The organism is Devosia sp. Z6_126 (assembly GCF_058133495.1).
Window position 1 is genome coordinate 651,260 of record NZ_JBYUNO010000001.1, and the last position, 19,209, is coordinate 670,468.

Below are 19,209 nucleotides of genomic sequence, written 5' to 3' on the forward strand. Positions count from 1 at the left end.
AGCCGGCGTCAGTACCTTGATGCCGTATAGCAGGAAGCCGTCCACGGTTAGCAACTCAGCGTCGATAACCTCGCCGCCCGTATTGGCCCTCACATCGGGGAGCAAGTTTTCGAGTGGAACTGCCTTGCCGGAGCGCACTGCTTCTAGAGCTGATCGTTCTGGGCTTTCCCCAACCGGCTCTTCCCTGGATCGCGACTGACCCGGCGCTCCAGCGTTGGCGCGCCCGTTGCTGCCAATCCCTCCTCCCTCATGGCCCGAACTGTTGCCAGGCCCAGCGTTTTCGTTGCCCGGATTGGACGGACCTGCTTCCCCGGCACTACCCGAATTGCCATTGCCGTTCCCCTTGCCGCCGCCATTATTGCCGCCGCCATTATTGCCGCCGCCGTTATTACCGCCGCCGTTATTACCGCCGCCATTATTGCCGTTGCCGTCCCGGTCACCAGCATTTCCGTTTCCGTTCCCTCCATTGGAGTTCCCGCCAGTCCCGCTGTCGCTGCCCCGGCTTTCCCCTCCACTATTCCCATTCCCATTCCCATTCCCATTTCCATTTCCATTGCCTTGCGCCCAGCTTGGCTGGCCAAGCAGGGCGAAAAGAGCAAGCGCAGCAATGAGGGTGCGAACTGGCATAACGAAATTGTACCCCTTGTTGCCTGACAAACACCTGACAAAGCCTATCACCAATGGGTCACGGCAGGTGGGTTATGGTGGTGGCGTTGACTTCCAAGGTCCCATGCCTTCTTGGATTGCCCACTCTTGGAGCGTCAGCTAGAAAACGGCGCCAGAAGTATCCCCCCGCGCTTCTGGTGCCGTTTTACTGACCAATCAGCTGACCATTGGCAGGTCGCCGATCCGCCTCAGCGAGGGCATGCCGGGTTCATCGTGGGAAGACACTTACGTCTCAACGCGCTCGCGGGTCGGCCCTGCTCTGAAGTTGGAGAGCAAAGCCGCAGGCAAGTTCGGACCGGGCCGCGAAACCCGCATGGTCTCGCCTGCCGCATCTGAAATTCGCGGGACCAGGAACCGCGCGGCCCCTGGGTTTTCAACCCGCACGAGTTGTAGCGCGTGAGCCGCCTTACCCGCAGTCAGGGACGGCCCCGAGCAGTTCAGCACACCGCCAAAGGTGAACGAGAGGCAGCGCAGTCGAGAGCAAGCCGGCTGGTTATCTGAACCAGCCGGCGCGTGATCAGCGAACGACGTAGACGATCTGCCGGGTGGCGGGGTCAACCAGAACGGGCTGGCCGTTGATGTAGACGTACTGGTATTCCGTGTATTCAGGGATAGCCTGCAGGGTCACCGTCTCAGGAACACCGGCGCCGATCACGACCTCCCCATCCAGATAAACTGACTCCTGGGGGTTGGAGGTGATGTAGGTGCGAGCGACTTCCGGCGGATCGATCACTGCACCGGCGGTGGCGCCGCTTGCCGCACCGACAACACCACCAATGGCCGCGCCGATGGGGCCGCCGATAAGGGCGCCAACGATAGCACCGCTGGTTGCACCAGCTGCCGCGCCGCCGGGAGCAGCACCTTCATCCTCATAGGTGACGGTCGCAAGCCCCACATCGGAGTAACGCTCCGTCAGCACCACAGCTTCGCCCGAAAGATCGGCCGTAAGATAATCCGAATAGGACCAGCCGGTGGCACCATCATAGCTGACCTGGCACCACTTGCTGCCCTGCAGACAACCACCCACCGTCGCGCTCTCCCCAGCGGCAATGAAGCCTACTGACGCATATTGCGGCCCGGGACCGGAGCGGATGGTGAGATCCGTTGCAGCTGTGGCTGTGGTCGTGGCTGTTGATGTCGGGCTCTGCGCCGAAGCGATGCCAGCAAAGGCGGTGGTCGCCAGAGTGGCAGCGGTCATGAAAGTGAGGAGCTTGTTCATTGTGGTTCTCTTGTTTGCACAACCCAACCCTTGCACAGCCCGATCGTTCCACTAAGTGCTTGAAAGATTTCTGAAAATCTCTCCGGTTGCGTGTAAGGGTATTGTCATCCAACCAGCGCCACCAGTGCGGCTGAAGCTGCCACTCGGGCCAGCGACCGGCCCCCATTCTGCCGCTACCTGCGGCGCACATCGGCTTGAGCTTCCGATTGCTTAGCTTGAGGCGAAGCAATTACGCTAAAATTTCTATCCACGGTCGAGCAATTCTGCCGGACACAAACACTACCCCTGTTCACCCGCTTTGAAGCCACTCATTGACCGGCCGCAGCTGGCCAATCACATCTGGACTGCAAGGAACAATCCATCAGGAACCATGAGCGGGGTCGCAAGTGGAGGGATGACGCCATGGAAAAAGCCCTGCGGGCGACCTCGCTGCTGCCCCTGATCGATCGCAATCTGTCCCGAGCAGGTCTTGTGGTTGGGGTAATCCTGTTCTGCTTGTCGCTCACCCCTTCGCTGCTGCCCAGAACACCCCCAATTCAAGGCCTACTTTCGGGCACCACCTTTGCCTTCGGCTATGCCATTGGCGCGACGCTGCAGTGGCTGTGGGACTATATCGAGCTCGGCCGCCCTTTTGGCGCCTATACGCGCCTTGTCAGCTTCCTTGTCGCCGTGCTTTGCGCCGCACTGGTCCTTTACAGCCTGGTGCAGATCGTGCCCTGGCAAAACTCGGTTCGCGCAGCCATGGGCGAGCCACCCGTGCATCGCGGCCACCCGCTTCAGGTGGTGCTGGTAGCGCTGCTGCCCGCCGTTGTGCTGGTTACCCTGGGCACCCTCCTTGTCCACAGTGTCCAGGCCGTGGCGCGGCGGATGAAGCGCTATGTGCCACGTCGGGTGGCGCTCCTCTTGGGTATCACCTTTGTAGGCGTGGTCACCGCCGTGCTGTTCAATGGCGTGCTGCTGCGCTTTTCCCTCGCTTCGGCGGACCGCTTCTTTGAGCAGCTTGACCAGGTCGCGGGCCAGTTTGGCGAACCACCCGCCAATCCGCTCCAGTCAGGCAGCGCCGCTTCGCTCGTGGCCTGGAACACGATCGGGCGGGATGGCCGGGTTTATGTGCAGTCGGGCCCCAGCCAGTCTGCTATCGCCGCCATGATCAGGCGGCCTGCCGAACAGCCACTGCGTGTCTATGTCGGCCTGCGCTCGGCTGCGACCCTTGAAGAGCGCGCCCGCCTCGCTTTGGAGGAAATGCTTCGAGTGGGCGCGTTCGACCGGTCCGTGCTCGTTGTCATCATGCCGGTCGGCACGGGCTGGGTGGATCCGCCCAGCATTGATAGCCTCGAATATCTGATGGCGGGGGACGTCGCCAGCGTTGCGCTGCAATATTCCTATCTCACCAGCCCGCTTTCCCTGGTGGTTCAACCTGAATACGGCACAGAGGCGGCCCAGGCCCTTTTTTCCATCGTTTATCAATACTGGACCAAGCTACCCCGCGATACTCGGCCAAGGCTTTATCTCAATGGCCTCAGCCTTGGGGCCAATAGCTCCCAGGCCTCGGCGCAGATCCTTGACCTCTTTGCCGACCCCTATAATGGTGCACTTTGGGCAGGCCCGCCTTTCACCAGTTCCATCTGGGGCTATGCCACCGCCAATCGTGATCCCGGCTCCCCCGAATGGCGGCCCCGCTTTGGCAATGAATCGACGGTCCGCTTTGCCAATCGCGGCGCAGAATTGGCCCACCCTGGCACCCCTTGGGGACCGCTGCGGATCGCCTTTCTGCAATATCCAAGCGACCCCATCGTCTTTTTCGAATGGTCGAGCTATCGCACCGAACCGGCCTGGATGATCGGCCAGCGCGGCCCGGGGGTGTCCTCGGCCCTGACCTGGTATCCCCTGGTCACCTGGCTGCAACTGGGGATGGATATGGCTCTCGCCCAGACCTCCCCGATCGGCTATGGCCACAACTACGCCATCGATGATTACATCGATGCCTGGCGCGCCCTCGTCGACCCGCCCGGCTGGAACGATGCCAGCATTGCCGAACTCAAGGAACGAATGGCCTCCTATCCGGCAGGCAAGCCATGAGCACGGGCGTGGAAAAGAATTCTGCCCGCCCTTTGGCGGCACAGCGCTGGCTCTGGAGCCTCCTTGCTGGCCTCGCCTTTGCTGTAACCGCCTTGCTCGCGAGCGCCTCCGCCCAGTTGCGGATTAACCCGGCAGCCTTGGGTAATAGCGGTGAAATCACCGTCGCCAATATTCTCCTCGGTGTCTTCCTTTGTGGCTCCGTAGTCTGGTGGCTGCTTGTTATCCGGCCGGGCCAGGTCAGTTTGGTCAGGGGCGCTGTCGCGGGCGTGCTGGTGGCCTGCTTCTCCTATCCCGCCGTGCTGTTGTTGGCCGAGTTCCTCCATTCGGACGCGCGCGTGGCCGCAGACCTTGCGTCCCTGCTCCGCCAACTCGGCTATGTTCTGGTTCAATCCGCGTTGGGCTTGGTCACCACCGGTTTCGCTTCTACCATCGCGCTGGCACTGACAGGCATGCTGATCGCCCTCCTGCAGCGCCGCTTCGCCGTTGACCTCGCGCCGTCGGCGCGCGGAACGAAGCGGGAAGTGGGCCTGTTGCGGCGGATGTTTCGAGGCCTGGTCTTCTGCGCCGCCTTCGCAGTGGTCACACTGGTCGCCGTGTTTGTCGGGCTGACCGTCCTGCCCACCCCTCAGCTCGCCGCAAGCACGCCCCCTCGCCAGGCTGAAAGCTATGCGCAAGCCCTGGCCGGCTTTGCCGTCATCCAGGCGCAGGAAGCCACTCTGCCGCTACGGCCGGAATGCCGCTCGCAGTTGCAAACGCATGGGGACAAGGTCGCGGGGGTCGTGATCTATTTCCACGGCTTGACCAGTTGCCCGGCCCAAGGCGACGAACTGGCTTCCTGGCTCTTCGGCCTTGGCTATAACGTCCTCGTGCCCCGCCTGCCGGGACATGGCGAAGCCGATCCGCTCACCTTGGCATTGGCCAGTGTCACCGCCGAAGACTTCGTCGATACAGCCGAGTTTGCCATTGCTCTCGCGCAGGGCCTGGGCGACGAGGTGATCATCACCGGCCTTTCGGCGGGGGGAACGATCACCACCTTCGAGACACAGAACGACAGCACCCTGGCGGGTGCGATCTCGGTGGCGCCCTTTCTTGGGCCGGCCTTCTTGCCGCCCTGGGCAACGCAGGCCGCAACGAACCTTCTCCTACTCTTGCCCAATATGATGCTCTGGTGGAACCCCGAAACGCCCTATAGCTCCCCCGGCATGCCCTATGTTTATCCACGCTTTGCTACCCGCGCCGTGGCCGAATTGATGCGCCTGGGGCGGATCACTGCGGCCCAGGCGGCGTGGGAAGCCCCCGCTGCGCAGGGCATCGGTGTTCTCCTCAACGAGGCAGATCACTCGGTCAATAACGCACTGGCCCGGCAGTTGGTGGCGCAGTGGCACGAGGATGGGCGAACAGTCGACTTGCGATTCCTCCCCCACGCGGACGGCTTGCCCCATGATGTGATCGACCCGCGCGAACCGCATGGCGCGGTGAGCATTGTCTACCCAATCCTGCTCGACATGATCGCGGTCGATAGCAAATGAGCTTGGGCGTGGGCACCATAGCAGCACTGTTCAGGGTGCGCCGTGCCTTGCCTGCCTGCATCGGGTGGGGAACCAATTAATGCCAACAGACGCTCCTCAACGCCGCGCCGCTTGGTACCTCCCCTGGACCCTTGCCGCCGGACTGCTTTTCGCCCTTTTAGCCTTAGGGCTGGCGCCCTTGCTCGGGCTCAACATGGGGGGAGCCGTTCCCAACAGTGCGGGGAGCGTGCCCTGGCCGGTGCTGTTTGCCGGGGTGTTCCTATGCGGCTGGTTGGTTTGGTGGCTATTGATGCCCAACTGGCCCAGGGTTTCCCCGCTAGCCGGCGCTGCAGCGGGGATACTGGCGGCAACGCTGTCCTATCCGGTCGTTCTCGGCCTCAACGAAATGGTAGTCTCCGACACTCCGGCCACTGGCGGCATCCAATGGGTGGTTTGGGTTGCGGGCCTTGGCCTGATGACCACGGGCTTTGCCGCCGCGATGGCGCTGGGGCTGGCGGGCGGGATTTTGGCCTGGGCGCTGATTGCCTTCATCAGGCCGCACGACGCGGCGCGAAATCGCCCGTCCCGGTCTGTTAGGACGCTTTCCCGGAATCTTCGTCGGGCAGCCCGGGTCGGCGCCCTGATCCTTGCTGTCGGCCTGACCGGCTCCTTTGTCATTCTCTCCCTCACCCCTGTGCCGGTGCAGGGATTAGGCGCAAGGCCATCAGCCACCGCGCCGGCGCAAAGCTATGAAGAGGCATTCGCGGCCTTTTACGCGGTGCGGGGGGCGGAAGGCGAACTGGCGCTTCATAAGCGCTGCTCCTCCCAACTCCTCACCCATGGCCGCAAGACCACCATTGCCGTGGTCTTTTTCCATGGCCTTACCAGTTGCCCCGCCCAGGGCGAGGCGCTGGCGCGCTCGGTCTTTGCATTGGGCTACAATGTGTATCTGCCCCGCATGTTCGGCCATGGCGAGGCCGATCCCGACACCGTTTCCCTGGCCGCTCTCACCGCCGAGCACCTGGTGGATCTGGCTAATAGCTCAACCGATCTGGCGCAGGGGCTGGGTGATAACGTGGTGGTTGTCGGTCTATCCGCCGGAGGTACGATCGTCACCTGGGCGGCACAGCACCGATCCGACATTCGCCTGGCCGTCCCGGTATCGCCCTTTCTTGGCCCCTATATCGTGCCGCCCTGGGCCAACACGGCGGCGACCAACCTCCTCCTGTTGTTGCCCAACATGATGTTCTGGATCAATCCGCTGGCGCCGGTGACCGCCCCACAGACCGACTATGTGTTCCCTCGTCCATCGACCCACACCTTGGCCCAGGTGATGCGGCTGGGCGAGGCGGTGATGCATGATGCCGCGCGGGAGCCACCCGCAGTCGCGCGCATCTCGGTTGTGCTCAACGAGGCCGATGTTGCCGTCAACAACCAGTTGACCGACCAATTGGTCAATCTGTGGCGCGCGCGGGACCCGGACGTCTCAACCGAACGGCTGGAGTTCTCCAACCACCTGCCGCACGACCTGATTAATCCGCAGGAGATCTTTGGCAATACCGACCTCATTTATTCTTTGCTCGCGGACATGATCCAAGAGGCGCAAGAATGAATGAGCGCGAGTGGTCCGGGCGGGCGACGTAACCTAGGAACTGACCAGTTTGCCCGAAATTGGCCGACTGCCCATCCCGACGTCCAGCCAATACGTATCTGGCGGGCCAAGTAACCAGCAGGGCTGAGAGCTAGGGTGGGCGTCCCGGTGGACGACAGATTCGATTTCAGCCATTCGCCTTCCTGAAGCTCCGGCCCAAACCTGTCCACCTGGCGCCCCGCCAGCTATCTGACCTTGCCCATATCGGGCAGGAACACCGTCAGCAAACCGGCGAGTGGCAGGAAGGAGCAGAGCCAGAAGACGTGCTGGATGCTGGTGAAATCGGCGACGGCACCCAGCGCCGCCGCGGCGATCCCGCCTGCGCCGAACGCGAAGCCAAAAAAGATGCCCGCGATCAACCCAACGCGGCCCGGCATCAACTCCTGCGCAAAGACCACAATGGCGGAAAAGGCCGAGGAAAACACCAGCCCGATGATGATGGTGAGGATCACGGTCCAGGTCATGTCGGCATAGGGCAGTGCAAGCGTGAACGGCAGCACCCCCAGTATCGAAAACCAGATTACGAACTTGGCCCCGAACCGGTCCCCTATCGGTCCGCCGAGGAATACGCCGACAGCCGAAGCACCGAGATAAACGAACAGCAGCAACTGCGCGTCCTGCACCCCGACCTGGAATTTGTCCATGAGAAAGAAGGTGTAATAGCTCGATAGGCTGGCGGTGTAGGCATTCTTGGTCAGGGTCAGAACCGTCAGCACGGTCAGCGCAATCATGGTGGTGCGGTGATCGAACATCAACGACTTGCTTGCGGGCGCCTTGCCAGCATTGCTGCGCTGGTGCTCGGCATACCAATTGCCCACCCGCCACAAGATGAATATGCCCACCAGGGCGCCGGCAGCGAACATGCTGATGCTCCATTGCCCGCGCGGCAGCACGATGAAAGCGGCCAGCAATGGCCCGATGGCCGAGCCGGCATTGCCACCAACTTGGAACATCGATTGGGCCAAACCATGCCGGCCGCCCGAAGCCAGGCGGGCGACGCGGCTGGATTCAGGATGAAAGATCGCCGAGCCTAGTCCCACGAATGCGGCACCGATCAGCAACAACCAGTATGTCTGTGCCATGCCGAGGATGATCAGACCCAATAGGCTCGCCGCCATCCCGACGGGCAGGGAATAGGGCAACGGGCGTTTGTCGGTATACATGCCGATTGCCGGCTGCAGCAGCGACGCTACGCATTGAAAGGTCAGCGTCAGCAACCCGATCTGGATGTAGTCCAGTTGATAGTTGACCTTGAGCAATGGATAGATCGCCGACAGCAGGGACTGCATGACATCGTTGATGAGGTGGCAAACGCTTACAGCAATGATGATGGGCAGCGTGGTCTTGCCGGCGAGATGGGTCACTGACGAGCTGGCGGTAAGATTCACTTTGGAAGGTCCGGGCGGCGGGAGGATGCTCTTTTCCTCGTAACATGTTAGCCCGTGCCTGTCCTTGCCTGTGTTCAGTCAGGGCGTTTCGAGCTGCTGCTGAAAGCAGCATCTCACGAAGGAGCGCTGGCAATATCCCTCCTGTTGGCATCAACTTCGGCAACAAAAGCCAGCATCGCCTGGGCCAACCGCTCCGGCGCTTCAAGAGCCGGGTAGTGCCCTACTCCAGCGAGAAGAACTGATCGCACGGTGCCCGCGCTGACCTTGGCCATGGTCGTGGCCGTGAACTCGCCACCACCCGCGCCCACTGCGAGCACGGGCATTGTCAAAGCCTTATCTTGGGCAATGGCGCGAATATCTGCCCCTTCGCGCAGCATGGATCGGTACAGTTTGGCGGCACCTTCCCAGGCGCCCGGACGGGAATAGCTGCGGGCGAATTCGGCAAGGTCAGCGTCCGGCACGGCCTCGGCGGTAGCGGACATCGAGCTGAACATGAACCGGAGGAATGCCTCTTCTCGCCCAGCCAGCAACAGCTGGGGAATTTGGGGAGCGGCCAGCACGCCGATATGCCAGGAGCCGGGGTGTAGGGTAACATCAGCAAGCGCTTCAAGGCCAAATCCAGCCAAGCCCATTTCAATGCCGGTGAAACTCGCGACTTGCTCCGGATAGGTCGCAGCAAGCCGGAAAACGCCGGCGCCAGCAATGTCTTGCCCGCTCAGATGCACGGGGCCAACATCGAGGTGAGCCACCAGCCGGTGTAGATCCTCGGCCACCGCTCTGCTGTCGTAATCCTGCATCGCCCCGCGGGAGCCGCCAAAACCGCGCAGGTCGACGGCAAAGACCCGATGATGCTCGGCGAGGAGAGGCAAGAGCTTGTGGAACGCCCACCAGGTTTCCGGAAAACCGTGAACCAGCAGGATTGGCGATCCCGCCGTACCTGCTGACACATAATGGATGTCGGTGCCGTCAAATCTCACCAGTTGGTGGCTGAATGCGGCATTGGTTGAGCTCACGGGAGAAAAGTCCATGTCGACCTCTGGTAGACAACCTTGTTGTCTTTCCTCGCCAACATAGACAACCGAGTTGTCGTTATCTAGGGTTCGGCAACCTGGTTGTCATCGTCCGCGCCTACTTGTAGGTTCCGGCTATGGCACGGACCGGCGCTGATCTTGCACTTCTGCTTCTTGGCGGCTTTCGCTTCCTGGCCGATGCGGCCACTGCGGAACTGGCGCGACGCGGCTACGAGGATGTGCGTCCGGCCCATGACTTTGCCATGCGCGCCATTGCGGCTGGCGCTTCCAACGCTTCAGATCTGGGCCGCCGACTAGGGGTGAGCAAGCAGGCAGCGGCAAAGACCATTGCCCTGCTGGAGGAGCGCGGCTATCTCACCCGGGCCGACGATCCTGCGGACGCGCGGCGCAAACTCGTGCAAGTCACCCCAGCGGGATACGGCGTGATGCGTGAAGGCGAGGCGATCTTTGAAGAACTGCGCGCAAGATGGGCAAGCCAGATCGGCGCCGATGAACTGTCGAGGCTGGAAGGCAGCCTCGTTGCCCTTCTGGGCCCCCAACCGATCGATCTCGCTGCCCCGGGGCAGATTGTCTCTGACATCGGCGAAGCTTGACCAGAGAAGCTGCCGGCCGCTAAGCGGCGCTTGATTCAGCAAAATGGGGCGCCTCTGAAGCGCCCCACAATCTTGAGACTGCTTCGGAAAATCAGAACGGGCTGTCGGGGAAGTAGAACTGCTCGGCATTGTCCTGGGTCACGAGCGGCGCGCTCAGGATATATTGCCCCTGCACCGGTGCGTTGGACATGAAATTGGCGACGGTCACGTCCATGGCGGTGGCGATCATGGCGGGTGGATAAAGCACATCGACCGGGATCAACTCGTCCCCATCCATGATGCCCTTGATCACGTCCTTCATCCCGGCGCCGCCGACGATGAACATATCGCCCTCCCGGCCCGCCTGGCGCACGGCTTCCACCACGCCCATGGCAATGTCGTCGTCCTGCGCCCAGACGCCATCGATATCGGGGAAGCGCGACAGGAAGTCCTGCATCACTTCAAAGCCGTCATCGCGGTTCCAGTTGGCAAACTCGTTGTCGAGCACAGTGATGCCCGAGCCTTCGATGCCGGCCATGAAGGCGTCGAAGCGCTCGGTATCGATCACGGTCGGGATGCCGCGCAGGATGACGATGTTGTCGCCCTCGCCGAGCCGGGTCTTGAAATATTCGGCCGAAGTGGCGCCCAGCTCGGTGTTGTTGCCCGCGACATAAACGTCCTGGATGGTTTCGTCGGGCAGGCCACGGTCGACCACGGTGATGAAGGCACCCGCTTCCTTGGCCTGACGCACCGGCTCGACCAACGGATCGGATTCAAAGGGCAGCACGACTAGGGCATCGATCTGCTGCACCGAGGTCATGTCCTCAATATCGCCGGCCTGGTCGGCGGGGCTGTCAGCGGTCACGATGGTGATGTCGAGATTGGGATACAGCGCTTCGAGGCGCTTTTCGGCTTCGTTGGCGTGGTAGTTGAGCCCCCCGGTCCAGCCATGGGTGGCCGCCGGAATGGAAACGCCGATCTTGACCTGGTCTTGGGCGAGCGCCGGGGCCGCGAGGGCCGTGGTCGCGGCCAGAGCCAGGGTCAATGCCTTGATAGACATGGGTAGTCCTCCCTTGTGTGGCGCGTTGTGCGCCGGTTTTGCCCCGCCCACTTGGGCCGGGAAATTTCGCTATTCGGCCTTTTTGCGGATGGCGCGCTTGAAGCTGCCGCGCTGCAGGTAGACGGCGGCGACGATGATCACCCCCTGCACGGCCCCATTGAGGTAGTTGGAGATGATATCGGTGAGGTTGAGGATATTGCCGATGGCGGTGAGGATCAGCGCGCCGATCACCGTGCCTCCAATCCGTCCGTAACCGCCCTTGAGCATGGTGCCGCCGATGATCACGGCCGCGATGGCTTCGAGCTCCCACAGAACGCCCGTGGCCGAGGAGGCCGAGCCGAGGCGTGGCACATAGATGATGGTGGCGAGCGATACGCAAAGGCCCTGCAGCACATAGGTCCAGGTGCGGACGCGATCGACCTTGATGGCGGAATAGCGCGCCACCTGCTCGTTGGAGCCGATGGCCATGCAATAGCGGCCAAAGGCGGTGCGGTTCATCAGGATCCAGCCGACGACGGCGACGATAATGAACACCCAGACTGGATAGGGAATGCGCAGGAAGCTATCGTAATAGACCGGCCGGTAGATTTCGCGCGCGCCGCTGTTGAGCGAGAGCGTGCCGCCATCGGCGAAATAGGTCACCAGCGAGCGGTAGATGCCCATCGTGCCCAGGGTGACGATGAAGGCTTCGATCTTGGCCTTGGTGGTCAAAAAGCCGTTGATGAAGCCGGCGCCCAAGCCCAGGATCAGCGAACAGCCCACGCCCAGCAGCACGGTCCAGATCGAAGCGCCCATGCTGTCGACGGCCGAGTTCATGATGATGATCATCATGCCGGCAATGAAGGCGGCCATGGAGCCGACCGACAGATCGATGCCGCCGGCCGTGATCACAAAGGTCGCGCCCACCGCGATGATGCCGATAAAGGCCGAGCGCGTCAGCAGATTGGTGACATTGCCCTCGCCCAAAAACAGCGGGTTGAGGCTGTAGCCGAGAATGATCAGCAGGATCAGCGCCAGCAGCGGCCCCAGGATCTTGAGATCGATCTTGAAGCTCTTGGCCGGCTTGCTTGCGGTTTCAGGCACTGACACGCTCATTTTCCACCCCCAGCTTGATGCCGGCCGCGCAACGCATGATCTCGGCCTCGGTGATCTCAGCGCCTTCCAGCACCCCGGCCATGCGCCCGTTGCGCATGACGACGACACGGTGTGAAAGGCCGATAACTTCCTGCATTTCCGAGGAGATGACGATGATCGCCTTGCCCTCGGCGGCCAGCGCCGCGATGATGTGATAAATCTGCTGCTTGGTGCCCACATCGATGCCGCGCGTGGGCTCATCCATGATGATGATGTCGGGCTCGCTTTCCATGGTCTTGCCCAGCATCAGCTTTTGCTGATTGCCGCCCGACAGCTTGCCCACCGGCACCGACGGATCGCGCGCGCGCACATCAAAGCGCCGCACCGCGCGCTCGAGCGCCTGCGCTTCGCTGCGCCCGTCAAGAAAGCCATGGCGCAGGTGCTTTTTCAGCGTCAGCAAGGTGAGATTGGGCTGCAGGCCCGCATTGAGCAGCAGCCCCCGCCCCTTGCGGTCCTTGGTCATATAGGCCAGCCCGGCATCGAGCGAGCTCGCGAGATCCGGGAAATCGGCGGGAGTGCCATGCACCTCCAGAGCCCCGGCAGTTTTACGCGTGAGCCCGACAATGGCTTCGGCCACCGCGGTGCGGCCCGAACCGATCAGCCCGGCAAAGCCGAGGATTTCTCCGCGCCGCAGCTCGAAGGAGATGCCCGAGACCCCGGGCGCGGCGAGATCGCGCACGGAAAGCACGACTTCGCCATCCACATCAGGCTCGTGCTTGGGCGGATAAAGATTGGAGAGTTCGCGCCCCACCATCATCTGGGCAATGGAATCGGGCGTCAGGTTCTCGGTACCGACCGTCGCGATCAGCTGCCCGTCACGCAGCACCGTTACGCGGTCGGCGAGCTCCATGATTTCCTCGAGCTTGTGGGAGATGAAGATCACCGCCACACCCTTGGCCGTCAGCCTGCGGATCTGCTCGAAAAAGGTCTGGGTTTCCCCGACCGACAGCACGGCGGTCGGCTCGTCCATGATGATGACGCGCGCATCGCGGCTGATCGCCTTGGCGATTTCCACCATCTGCTTGTCGGCGACCGAGAGCGTGTTGATGCGCGCATCGGGGTCGATATGGACATGGAGCGTGTCGAGGATGGCCCGGGTCTGCTCGCGCATCTGCTTGAGCTGCAAGAATGGGCCGCGGCGCAATTCGCGCCCGAGGAAAATGGAGTCGGCGACACTCAGATGTTCGGCCAGCAGCAATTCCTGGTGGATTACGACGATGCCCATGGCCGCCGCCTGCCCATCGGGCGGCAAGACCACGGTTTGCCCCTGATAGGTGATGGTGCCCGAGGTCGGCTGCTCGATACCGGAGAGAATCTTGATCAGCGTCGACTTGCCGGCGCCATTCTCGCCGATAATGGCGTGAACCTCGCCGGGCTTGATGTCGAAATCGATGCTGAACAGCACCGGGATATCGCCAAAGGACTTGGAAATGCGGTGGGCCGACAAGATCGGGGACGCATTTGCGTCTTGCGCATCGATCATGCTGCCGCCCTCCCCCAAGCATGGCGCACTTGCTGTGCGGCTCTCTGCTTGAGTGCCGGTGTAAAGGTTTTCAGGATTGATGTAAAGGTTTACACAGGTGCATAACTGCTATGGGGGAGTGGTAGAGCGTGCCGCCTGGATCGACCTCTGCTAAGGGGCACAGGCGCACTGTTGATCGCGCAAATGACACTTGTCTGGGCGTAAGCCGGTTGCAGCGCAACCGAGCGGCGCGGGGGGCGGAGCGGGGCCGAGTGCAGCAGCAAAAGCTGGCGACCATTGAAGATGTTGCGGCCATGGCCGGGGTGTCGATCGCCACCGTCAGCCGCGCCATCAACGAGCCGACCAAAGTCGCCGACGCGACCCGCCGCAAGGTCGCCGAAGCCGTTGCCCGCACCGGCTACACCACGAATGCCCTGGCGCGCTCGCTGCGCATGCGGCGCTCCAACATGATCCTGATCCTTGCCCCCGATGTGGGCGACCCCAATTTCTCCAACATCCTCGTGGGTCTCGAGACTGAAGCCAGCAAGCGCGGCTATGGGGTACTGATCGGCAATACCCAGAACGATCCGAGCCGGGAAACCGATTATCTCCGGTTCATCAGCTCCAACCAGGCGGATGGATTGATCCTCTTTACCGGCCACCTGCCGTTCGGCTTCGGGCAGGATCGCGGCGAAACCCGCCTGCCCCCGACCGTCGCCGTCAACGAGCCGGTGACGGGGCAAAGCATTCCCTTTGTCGGGGTCGACAATGTCGAGGGTGCCCGCGTTGCCACCGAGCACCTGATCTCGCAGGGACACCGGCGCATCGCCTTTATCGGCCATTCCAGCAGCCGGGAGATCAACCGCTTGCGCGAAGCGGGCTATCGCGCGGCCCTTGAAGGGGCCGGCATCCGTATCGATCCGCGGCTGATCCTTGATGGCGATGGCACGACCGAAAGCGGACGCGCCGCCGCCGAGCTGATGTTTGTGCGCGATGCGCTGCCCAGCGCCTTTTTCTGCGTCAATGATGCCACCGCTCTTGGGGTCATCATCGCGCTTAATACGCGCCGCTATGAGCTGCCCCGCCAGTTTTCGGTGATGGGCTTTGACGATATTTCCTTTGCCAGCTTTGTCAGCCCGTCGCTGACCACGATGAAGCAGCCCCGGCACCGGATCGGGGAAGCGGCGATGGAATTGCTGCTGACGCTATTGGCCGACGAGCAGCCCAAATCCACCAATATCCTGTTGCGCGCGGAGCTCGTGGTGCGCAGCTCGGTGGCCCGGCTGGCGAGCAATTGACTGCGACACCCCTCCGCCACTTCCCCCTTGCCCAGGGTCCGGCCCGCCGCTAATACGGCGGGGTCACGGTTCCGCCATCGAGCGCGGATGAAAAGGGAATACGGTGCGGATTACCCATCAGGGGCCAAAACCGAAGCTGCCCTCGCAACTGTAAGCGGCAAGTTCACCGTCCAAGCCACTGGTCAAGCGACCGGGAAGGGGACGAGGAGCGCCAGAGCCGCGAGCCAGGAGACCTGCCGGGACAACGACCAGCAAACCGAACGAGGTGTTTCGGTGGGGTGCGGACCGGCTTTTGGCTCGTCCGATCGTTGCCGTGGCGCCCCCTTCGGGGTAGCGGGAGCATGACCTCAACTTCCCCCTCGTGTCTGGCTGATCGTTTGGCTTGAACAGCATCACGAGAGGTTTCGATGCGTCTTTTCTCCCTTCTGGCCAGCGGCATTTTTGTTGCCACCGCCAGCGCGGCCTTGGCCCAACAGGCAACCCAATACCCCCTGCGGCTCGAAAATTGCGGGGTCGAACTCACCTTTACCGAGGCACCGCAGCGGGCCGTTGGCATCGGCCAGAACAGCTCGGAAATCCTGCTGCTGCTGGGTCTGGCCGACCGCATGGTGGGCACGGCCACCTGGGTGTCGCCGGTGCTCGCCGAGGTTGCCGCCGACAACGAGAAAGTGCCGCGCCTTGCCGACAGCACCGCGAGCTATGAAGCAATCCTTGGCACCGAGCCCGATTTCATTGCCGCCCAGTTCGGGATGCGCGATGAAGCGGGCAGTCGCGAGCAATATGCCGATCTCGGCATCCCGAGCTATATCTCGCCGACCACCTGCGCCATGAAGGACGCCAGCAATGGCGATGGCGTGCGCCTCGAGCCCTGGACCAGCGAACTGCTCTACCAGGAGATCAGCGAACTGGCGGCAATCTTTGACGTCAATGAGCGGGGCGCCGAACTGGTGAGCGCGCTGCGCAGCCGCGAAGCGGCCGTGCGCGCGCAACTGGGGAAACGCGCGGCGGGCGTTTCCATGGTGTTCTGGTTTTCGAGCCCCGAAATTGCCGGGGATGCCTGGGTAGCGGGCCGCAATGGCGCTTCGGCCTATATGATGGAGGTGCTGGGCGCCCGTAACATCGTCGACAGCGATGAAGACTGGCCTTTGGTGAGCTGGGAAGCGATTGCCGCGGCCGACCCCACCGTCATCGTCGTCGGCACGATGGACCGGCGCAATCGGCCGGCCGATGACCCTGCCGTCAAAGTGGAGTTTCTCCAAACCGACCCCATGGTGAGCCAGCTCAGCGCCGTCGAGGCGGGCCATCTGGTGCTGCTCGACGCGCAGGCGATGAACCCGACCCTGCGCACGATTGGCGGGCTCGAAACCCTGGCCCAAGCGCTGCAGAGCCAAGGCCTGCTGCAATGAGCATGGCAATGACCCAGCGGCGCCGCGCGCGGCTGGGGGGATCGGTGATCGGCGGGGCAGCCTTGCTGCTGCCCCTTGCCGTGGCGCTGGGCGTGGGGATTGGCGAAATGCCCATTTCGCTCCACACCACGCTCCAGGCCATCACCAATCGCCTGGGCTGGACGCAGTTCGAGATCAGCCGCATCCAGGAAAGCGTAATCTGGGACTATCGGCTCAGCCGCTCGCTGGTGGCGGCCGCCTGCGGGGCGGGGCTGGCGCTGTGTGGCGCGATCCTGCAATCGCTGCTGCGCAACCCGCTGGCCGAACCCTATGTGCTGGGCGTTTCGGCGGGCGCCTCGACCGGGGCGGTTTGCGTTATCGTGCTCGGCATGGGGGCGGGTAGCGCCGCGATTCCGCTGGGCGCCTTTGCCGGAGCCCTGGCCGCCTTTGCCTTTGTCATTCTCCTCGCGCGAGGCGCGGCGGGCAGCGCCGAGCGCACGATCCTGGCCGGTGTCGCCGCTTCGCAATTGTTCAATGCGCTGACCTCCTATGTCGTCAGCACTTCGGCCGATGCCGAACAGGCGCGCAGCGTCATGTTCTGGCTGCTGGGCAGTTTTGCCGGCGTACGCTGGAGCGATGTGGGCCTTGCGGCAGGCGTGGTTGGCGCGGGGCTCATCGTCTGCCTGCGCTATGCCCGAGCGCTCGATGCCTTCACCTTCGGGGACGATGCGGCCCGTTCGCTCGGCGTGCCCGTGGCGCAGGTGCGGGTGGTGCTGTTTGCGCTCACCGCCCTCATGGCCGCGACCATGGTGTCGATGGTGGGCTCGATCGGTTTTGTGGGCCTCGTCATTCCCCATGTCGCCCGCTTCATCGTGGGCCCGCAGCACTTGCGGCTGCTGCCCGCCTGCGTGGTGGTGGGAGCGGTGTTCATGGTGCTGGCCGACATCGTTTCGCGCATCATCCTGCCCCAGCAGGTGCTGCCGATCGGGGTGGTCACCGCGTTGGTCGGCGTGCCGTTTTTCGCCGTCATTCTGTATCGTGGGCGCGGTGGGCGATGACCATTGCCGCCCATGACGTCAGCTGGAAAGCCGGCAGCAAGATCATCGTCGATGGCGTGACCCTCGAGGCGCAGCCCGGCATGACGCTGGGCCTGCTCGGGCCCAATGGCTCGGGCAAGTCGTCGCTGATCCGGCTCCTTGCGGGTTTGCGCACGCCCGCTGATGGCGAGGTCACAATCGATGCCGTCCCGCTGGGCCGCTTCGGCCGGCGCCAGCTGGCCCAGCGCGTAGCGGTGGTCGAGCAACATGCCACGACCGAAGCCAATGTGACGGTGCTCGATGTGGTGCGGCTGGGGCGCACGCCGCATCGCTCGGCCCTGTCGCCCTGGACGCAAGCGGACGACGCCATTGTCGAGCAATCCCTGCAGCGGGTGGAGCTCGCCGACCGGCGCCACCAGCCCTGGCATACGCTTTCGGGCGGCGAGCGGCAGCGCGTGCAGCTGGCGCGGGCGCTGGCGCAAGAGCCGACCGATCTGATCCTCGATGAGCCCACCAACCACCTCGATATCCAGCACCAGCTCGATATCCTGCGCCTCGTCGCCGGGCTGCCGCTCACCACGATCGTGGCGCTGCACGACCTCAACCTCGCCGCCATGTTCTGCGACCGGATCGCAGTGATGCGCGAGGGGCGGCTGGTGGCCGCGGGCACGCCACATGCAGTCTTGACCGAGGCGCTGATCGCCGAGGTGTTCAAGGTGCGCGCCCAGGTGGCCCCCTCGACGCTGCACCGTGGGCTGCAGATCCAGTATCTGCCGTGACGCGGACCGAGCCGAGAAGCAGCAATCGAGCCGATCAGATCGGCCCAGCGCGCCAGGCATCCACAGGACAGCACCCGCCCCGCCAATACCAGCCCGGGCCTGACCGATATCAAGGCCTTAAAGGTGGGACGGCATAGGCTCGGGCACAGGACGAGGGGAGCACAGCATGTTAACCCGGACAAGTTTCGCCTTGATGGCAAAGTGGCGGTGGTGACCGGCGCCGGTGCCGGGATCGGGCTCGGCATTGCGCGCCTCTTCGCGGGTGCGGGGGCCGCCATTGTGGTCAGCGACCGCAAGCCCGTGGCGGCCCAGGCGGCTGCCGCCGAAATCAACACAACAGGGGGCAAGGCGGTCGCGGTGGCTTGTGATGTCACCCGGGAAGATGACCTTGAGCTTTTGGTGCACACCGCGCTGGACCAGTTCGGCAAGCTCGCCATCCTCGTCAACAATGCCGGAGGCGGCGGCCCCCAGCCCTTCGACATGCCGATGGAGGATTTTCGCCGGGCCTATGAACTCAACGTCTTTTCGGCGTTCCGGCTCACGCAGCTGGCCGCGCCGCATCTGGCGGCAGCAGGGGGTGGCGCAGTGCTCAATATCTCGTCCATGGCCGGCGAGAACCGCAACCAGCGCATGGCCTCCTATGCTTCTTCCAAGGCCGCGCTCAACCATTTGACCCGCAATATCGCCTTTGATCTTGGGTCAATGGGCGTGCGGATCAACGCCATTGCGCCCGGCGCGACAAGGACCGCGGCCCTGGCGAGCGTGCTGACGCCCGAGATCGAACAGAGCATGCTGCAGCACACCCCGATCCGGCGGCTCGGGGAGGTCGATGACATCGCCTATGCGGCGCTGTTTCTGTGTTCGCCCGCGGCGTCATGGATCAGCGGGCAGGTGCTGACCGTCTCGGGGGGTGGGGTGCAGGAGCTGGACTGACCGGCTC

Annotated in this window: 16 protein-coding genes and 1 riboswitch; of the genes, 10 read left to right on the forward strand and 6 right to left on the reverse strand. The window is 63.2% G+C overall.

The features are described 5' to 3' along the window. The first annotated feature begins 249 nt into the window (after positions 1–249). Entirely contained in the window at positions 250–654 is a 405-nt protein-coding gene (locus AC3YOG_RS03260; RefSeq protein WP_489934052.1) for a hypothetical protein, read from the forward strand. Positions 655–1,183: 529 nt separating this feature from the next. Here AC3YOG_RS03260 and AC3YOG_RS03265 read toward each other — a convergent pair. Beyond that, positions 1,184–1,885, reverse strand: coding sequence for a DUF1236 domain-containing protein (locus AC3YOG_RS03265; protein ID WP_248305203.1), 702 nt, complete (start codon positions 1,883–1,885; stop codon positions 1,184–1,186). A gap of 402 nt (positions 1,886–2,287) precedes the next feature. On the opposite strand from AC3YOG_RS03265, the gene AC3YOG_RS03270 reads away from it, so the two are divergent. From AC3YOG_RS03270 to AC3YOG_RS03280, 3 genes are all read left to right on the forward strand, one after another. Next, the gene (locus AC3YOG_RS03270) at positions 2,288–3,964 is read left to right on the forward strand and encodes an alpha/beta hydrolase (RefSeq protein WP_489934053.1); all 1,677 of its coding nucleotides are present in this window, start codon (positions 2,288–2,290) and stop codon (positions 3,962–3,964) included. A gap of 8 nt (positions 3,965–3,972) precedes the next feature. After that, positions 3,973–5,493 (forward strand): alpha/beta hydrolase, encoded by a 1,521-nt coding sequence (locus tag AC3YOG_RS03275; RefSeq protein ID WP_489934054.1) that lies wholly within the window; start codon positions 3,973–3,975, stop codon positions 5,491–5,493. Positions 5,494–5,572: 79 nt separating this feature from the next. After that, a complete protein-coding gene (locus tag AC3YOG_RS03280; protein WP_489934055.1) occupies positions 5,573–7,084 on the forward strand; it encodes an alpha/beta hydrolase in 1,512 nt (503 codons plus the stop codon). Between the two features lie 224 nt (positions 7,085–7,308). Here the strand turns inward: AC3YOG_RS03280 and AC3YOG_RS03285 are convergent, their stop codons facing one another. Together AC3YOG_RS03285 and AC3YOG_RS03290 are read right to left on the reverse strand one after the other, a co-directional pair. Next, positions 7,309–8,511: an MFS transporter gene (locus AC3YOG_RS03285; RefSeq protein ID WP_489934056.1), complete on the reverse strand. Its 1,203-nt coding sequence runs from the start codon at positions 8,509–8,511 to the stop codon at positions 7,309–7,311. Between the two features lie 113 nt (positions 8,512–8,624). After that, positions 8,625–9,539: an alpha/beta fold hydrolase gene (locus tag AC3YOG_RS03290; RefSeq protein ID WP_489934057.1), complete on the reverse strand. Its 915-nt coding sequence runs from the start codon at positions 9,537–9,539 to the stop codon at positions 8,625–8,627. Positions 9,540–9,658: 119 nt separating this feature from the next. On the opposite strand from AC3YOG_RS03290, the gene AC3YOG_RS03295 reads away from it, so the two are divergent. After that, a complete protein-coding gene (locus tag AC3YOG_RS03295; protein WP_127751640.1) occupies positions 9,659–10,135 on the forward strand; it encodes a MarR family winged helix-turn-helix transcriptional regulator in 477 nt (158 codons plus the stop codon). A 91-nt stretch (positions 10,136–10,226) separates the two neighbouring features. Here the strand turns inward: AC3YOG_RS03295 and AC3YOG_RS03300 are convergent, their stop codons facing one another. The 3 genes from AC3YOG_RS03300 to AC3YOG_RS03310 form a co-directional block, all read right to left on the reverse strand. Then, positions 10,227–11,174: a substrate-binding domain-containing protein gene (locus AC3YOG_RS03300; RefSeq protein ID WP_172121883.1), complete on the reverse strand. Its 948-nt coding sequence runs from the start codon at positions 11,172–11,174 to the stop codon at positions 10,227–10,229. Positions 11,175–11,243: 69 nt separating this feature from the next. Next, on the reverse strand, positions 11,244–12,269 hold the full coding sequence (locus AC3YOG_RS03305; protein WP_172121882.1) for an ABC transporter permease: 1,026 nt from the start codon (positions 12,267–12,269) through the stop codon (positions 11,244–11,246). Then, complete coding sequence (locus AC3YOG_RS03310) at positions 12,250–13,791, reverse strand: sugar ABC transporter ATP-binding protein (RefSeq protein WP_489934058.1); 1,542 nt, start codon at positions 13,789–13,791, stop codon at positions 12,250–12,252. Before AC3YOG_RS03310 ends, AC3YOG_RS03305 begins: the two co-directional genes overlap by 20 nt. Positions 13,792–14,042: 251 nt before the next feature. On the opposite strand from AC3YOG_RS03310, the gene AC3YOG_RS03315 reads away from it, so the two are divergent. From AC3YOG_RS03315 to hdhA, 5 genes are all read left to right on the forward strand, one after another. Beyond that, entirely contained in the window at positions 14,043–15,068 is a 1,026-nt protein-coding gene (locus tag AC3YOG_RS03315) for a LacI family DNA-binding transcriptional regulator (RefSeq protein WP_489889347.1), read from the forward strand. Positions 15,069–15,117: 49 nt separating this feature from the next. Next, positions 15,118–15,323, forward strand: a riboswitch (cobalamin riboswitch). 152 nt (positions 15,324–15,475) lie between these two features. Beyond that, on the forward strand, positions 15,476–16,474 hold the full coding sequence (locus AC3YOG_RS03320; protein WP_489934059.1) for an ABC transporter substrate-binding protein: 999 nt from the start codon (positions 15,476–15,478) through the stop codon (positions 16,472–16,474). 8 nt (positions 16,475–16,482) lie between these two features. Next, entirely contained in the window at positions 16,483–17,511 is a 1,029-nt protein-coding gene (locus AC3YOG_RS03325; RefSeq protein WP_489934060.1) for a FecCD family ABC transporter permease, read from the forward strand. Beyond that, positions 17,508–18,269 carry an ABC transporter ATP-binding protein gene (locus tag AC3YOG_RS03330; RefSeq protein ID WP_489934061.1) on the forward strand — a complete coding sequence of 254 codons (762 nt, stop codon included), beginning with the start codon at positions 17,508–17,510 and terminating at the stop codon, positions 18,267–18,269. Before AC3YOG_RS03325 ends, AC3YOG_RS03330 begins: the two co-directional genes overlap by 4 nt. Before the next feature lie 210 nt (positions 18,270–18,479). Beyond that, on the forward strand, positions 18,480–19,202 hold the full coding sequence (gene hdhA, locus AC3YOG_RS03335; RefSeq protein ID WP_489934062.1) for a 7-alpha-hydroxysteroid dehydrogenase: 723 nt from the start codon (positions 18,480–18,482) through the stop codon (positions 19,200–19,202). Positions 19,203–19,209: the final 7 nt, after the last annotated feature.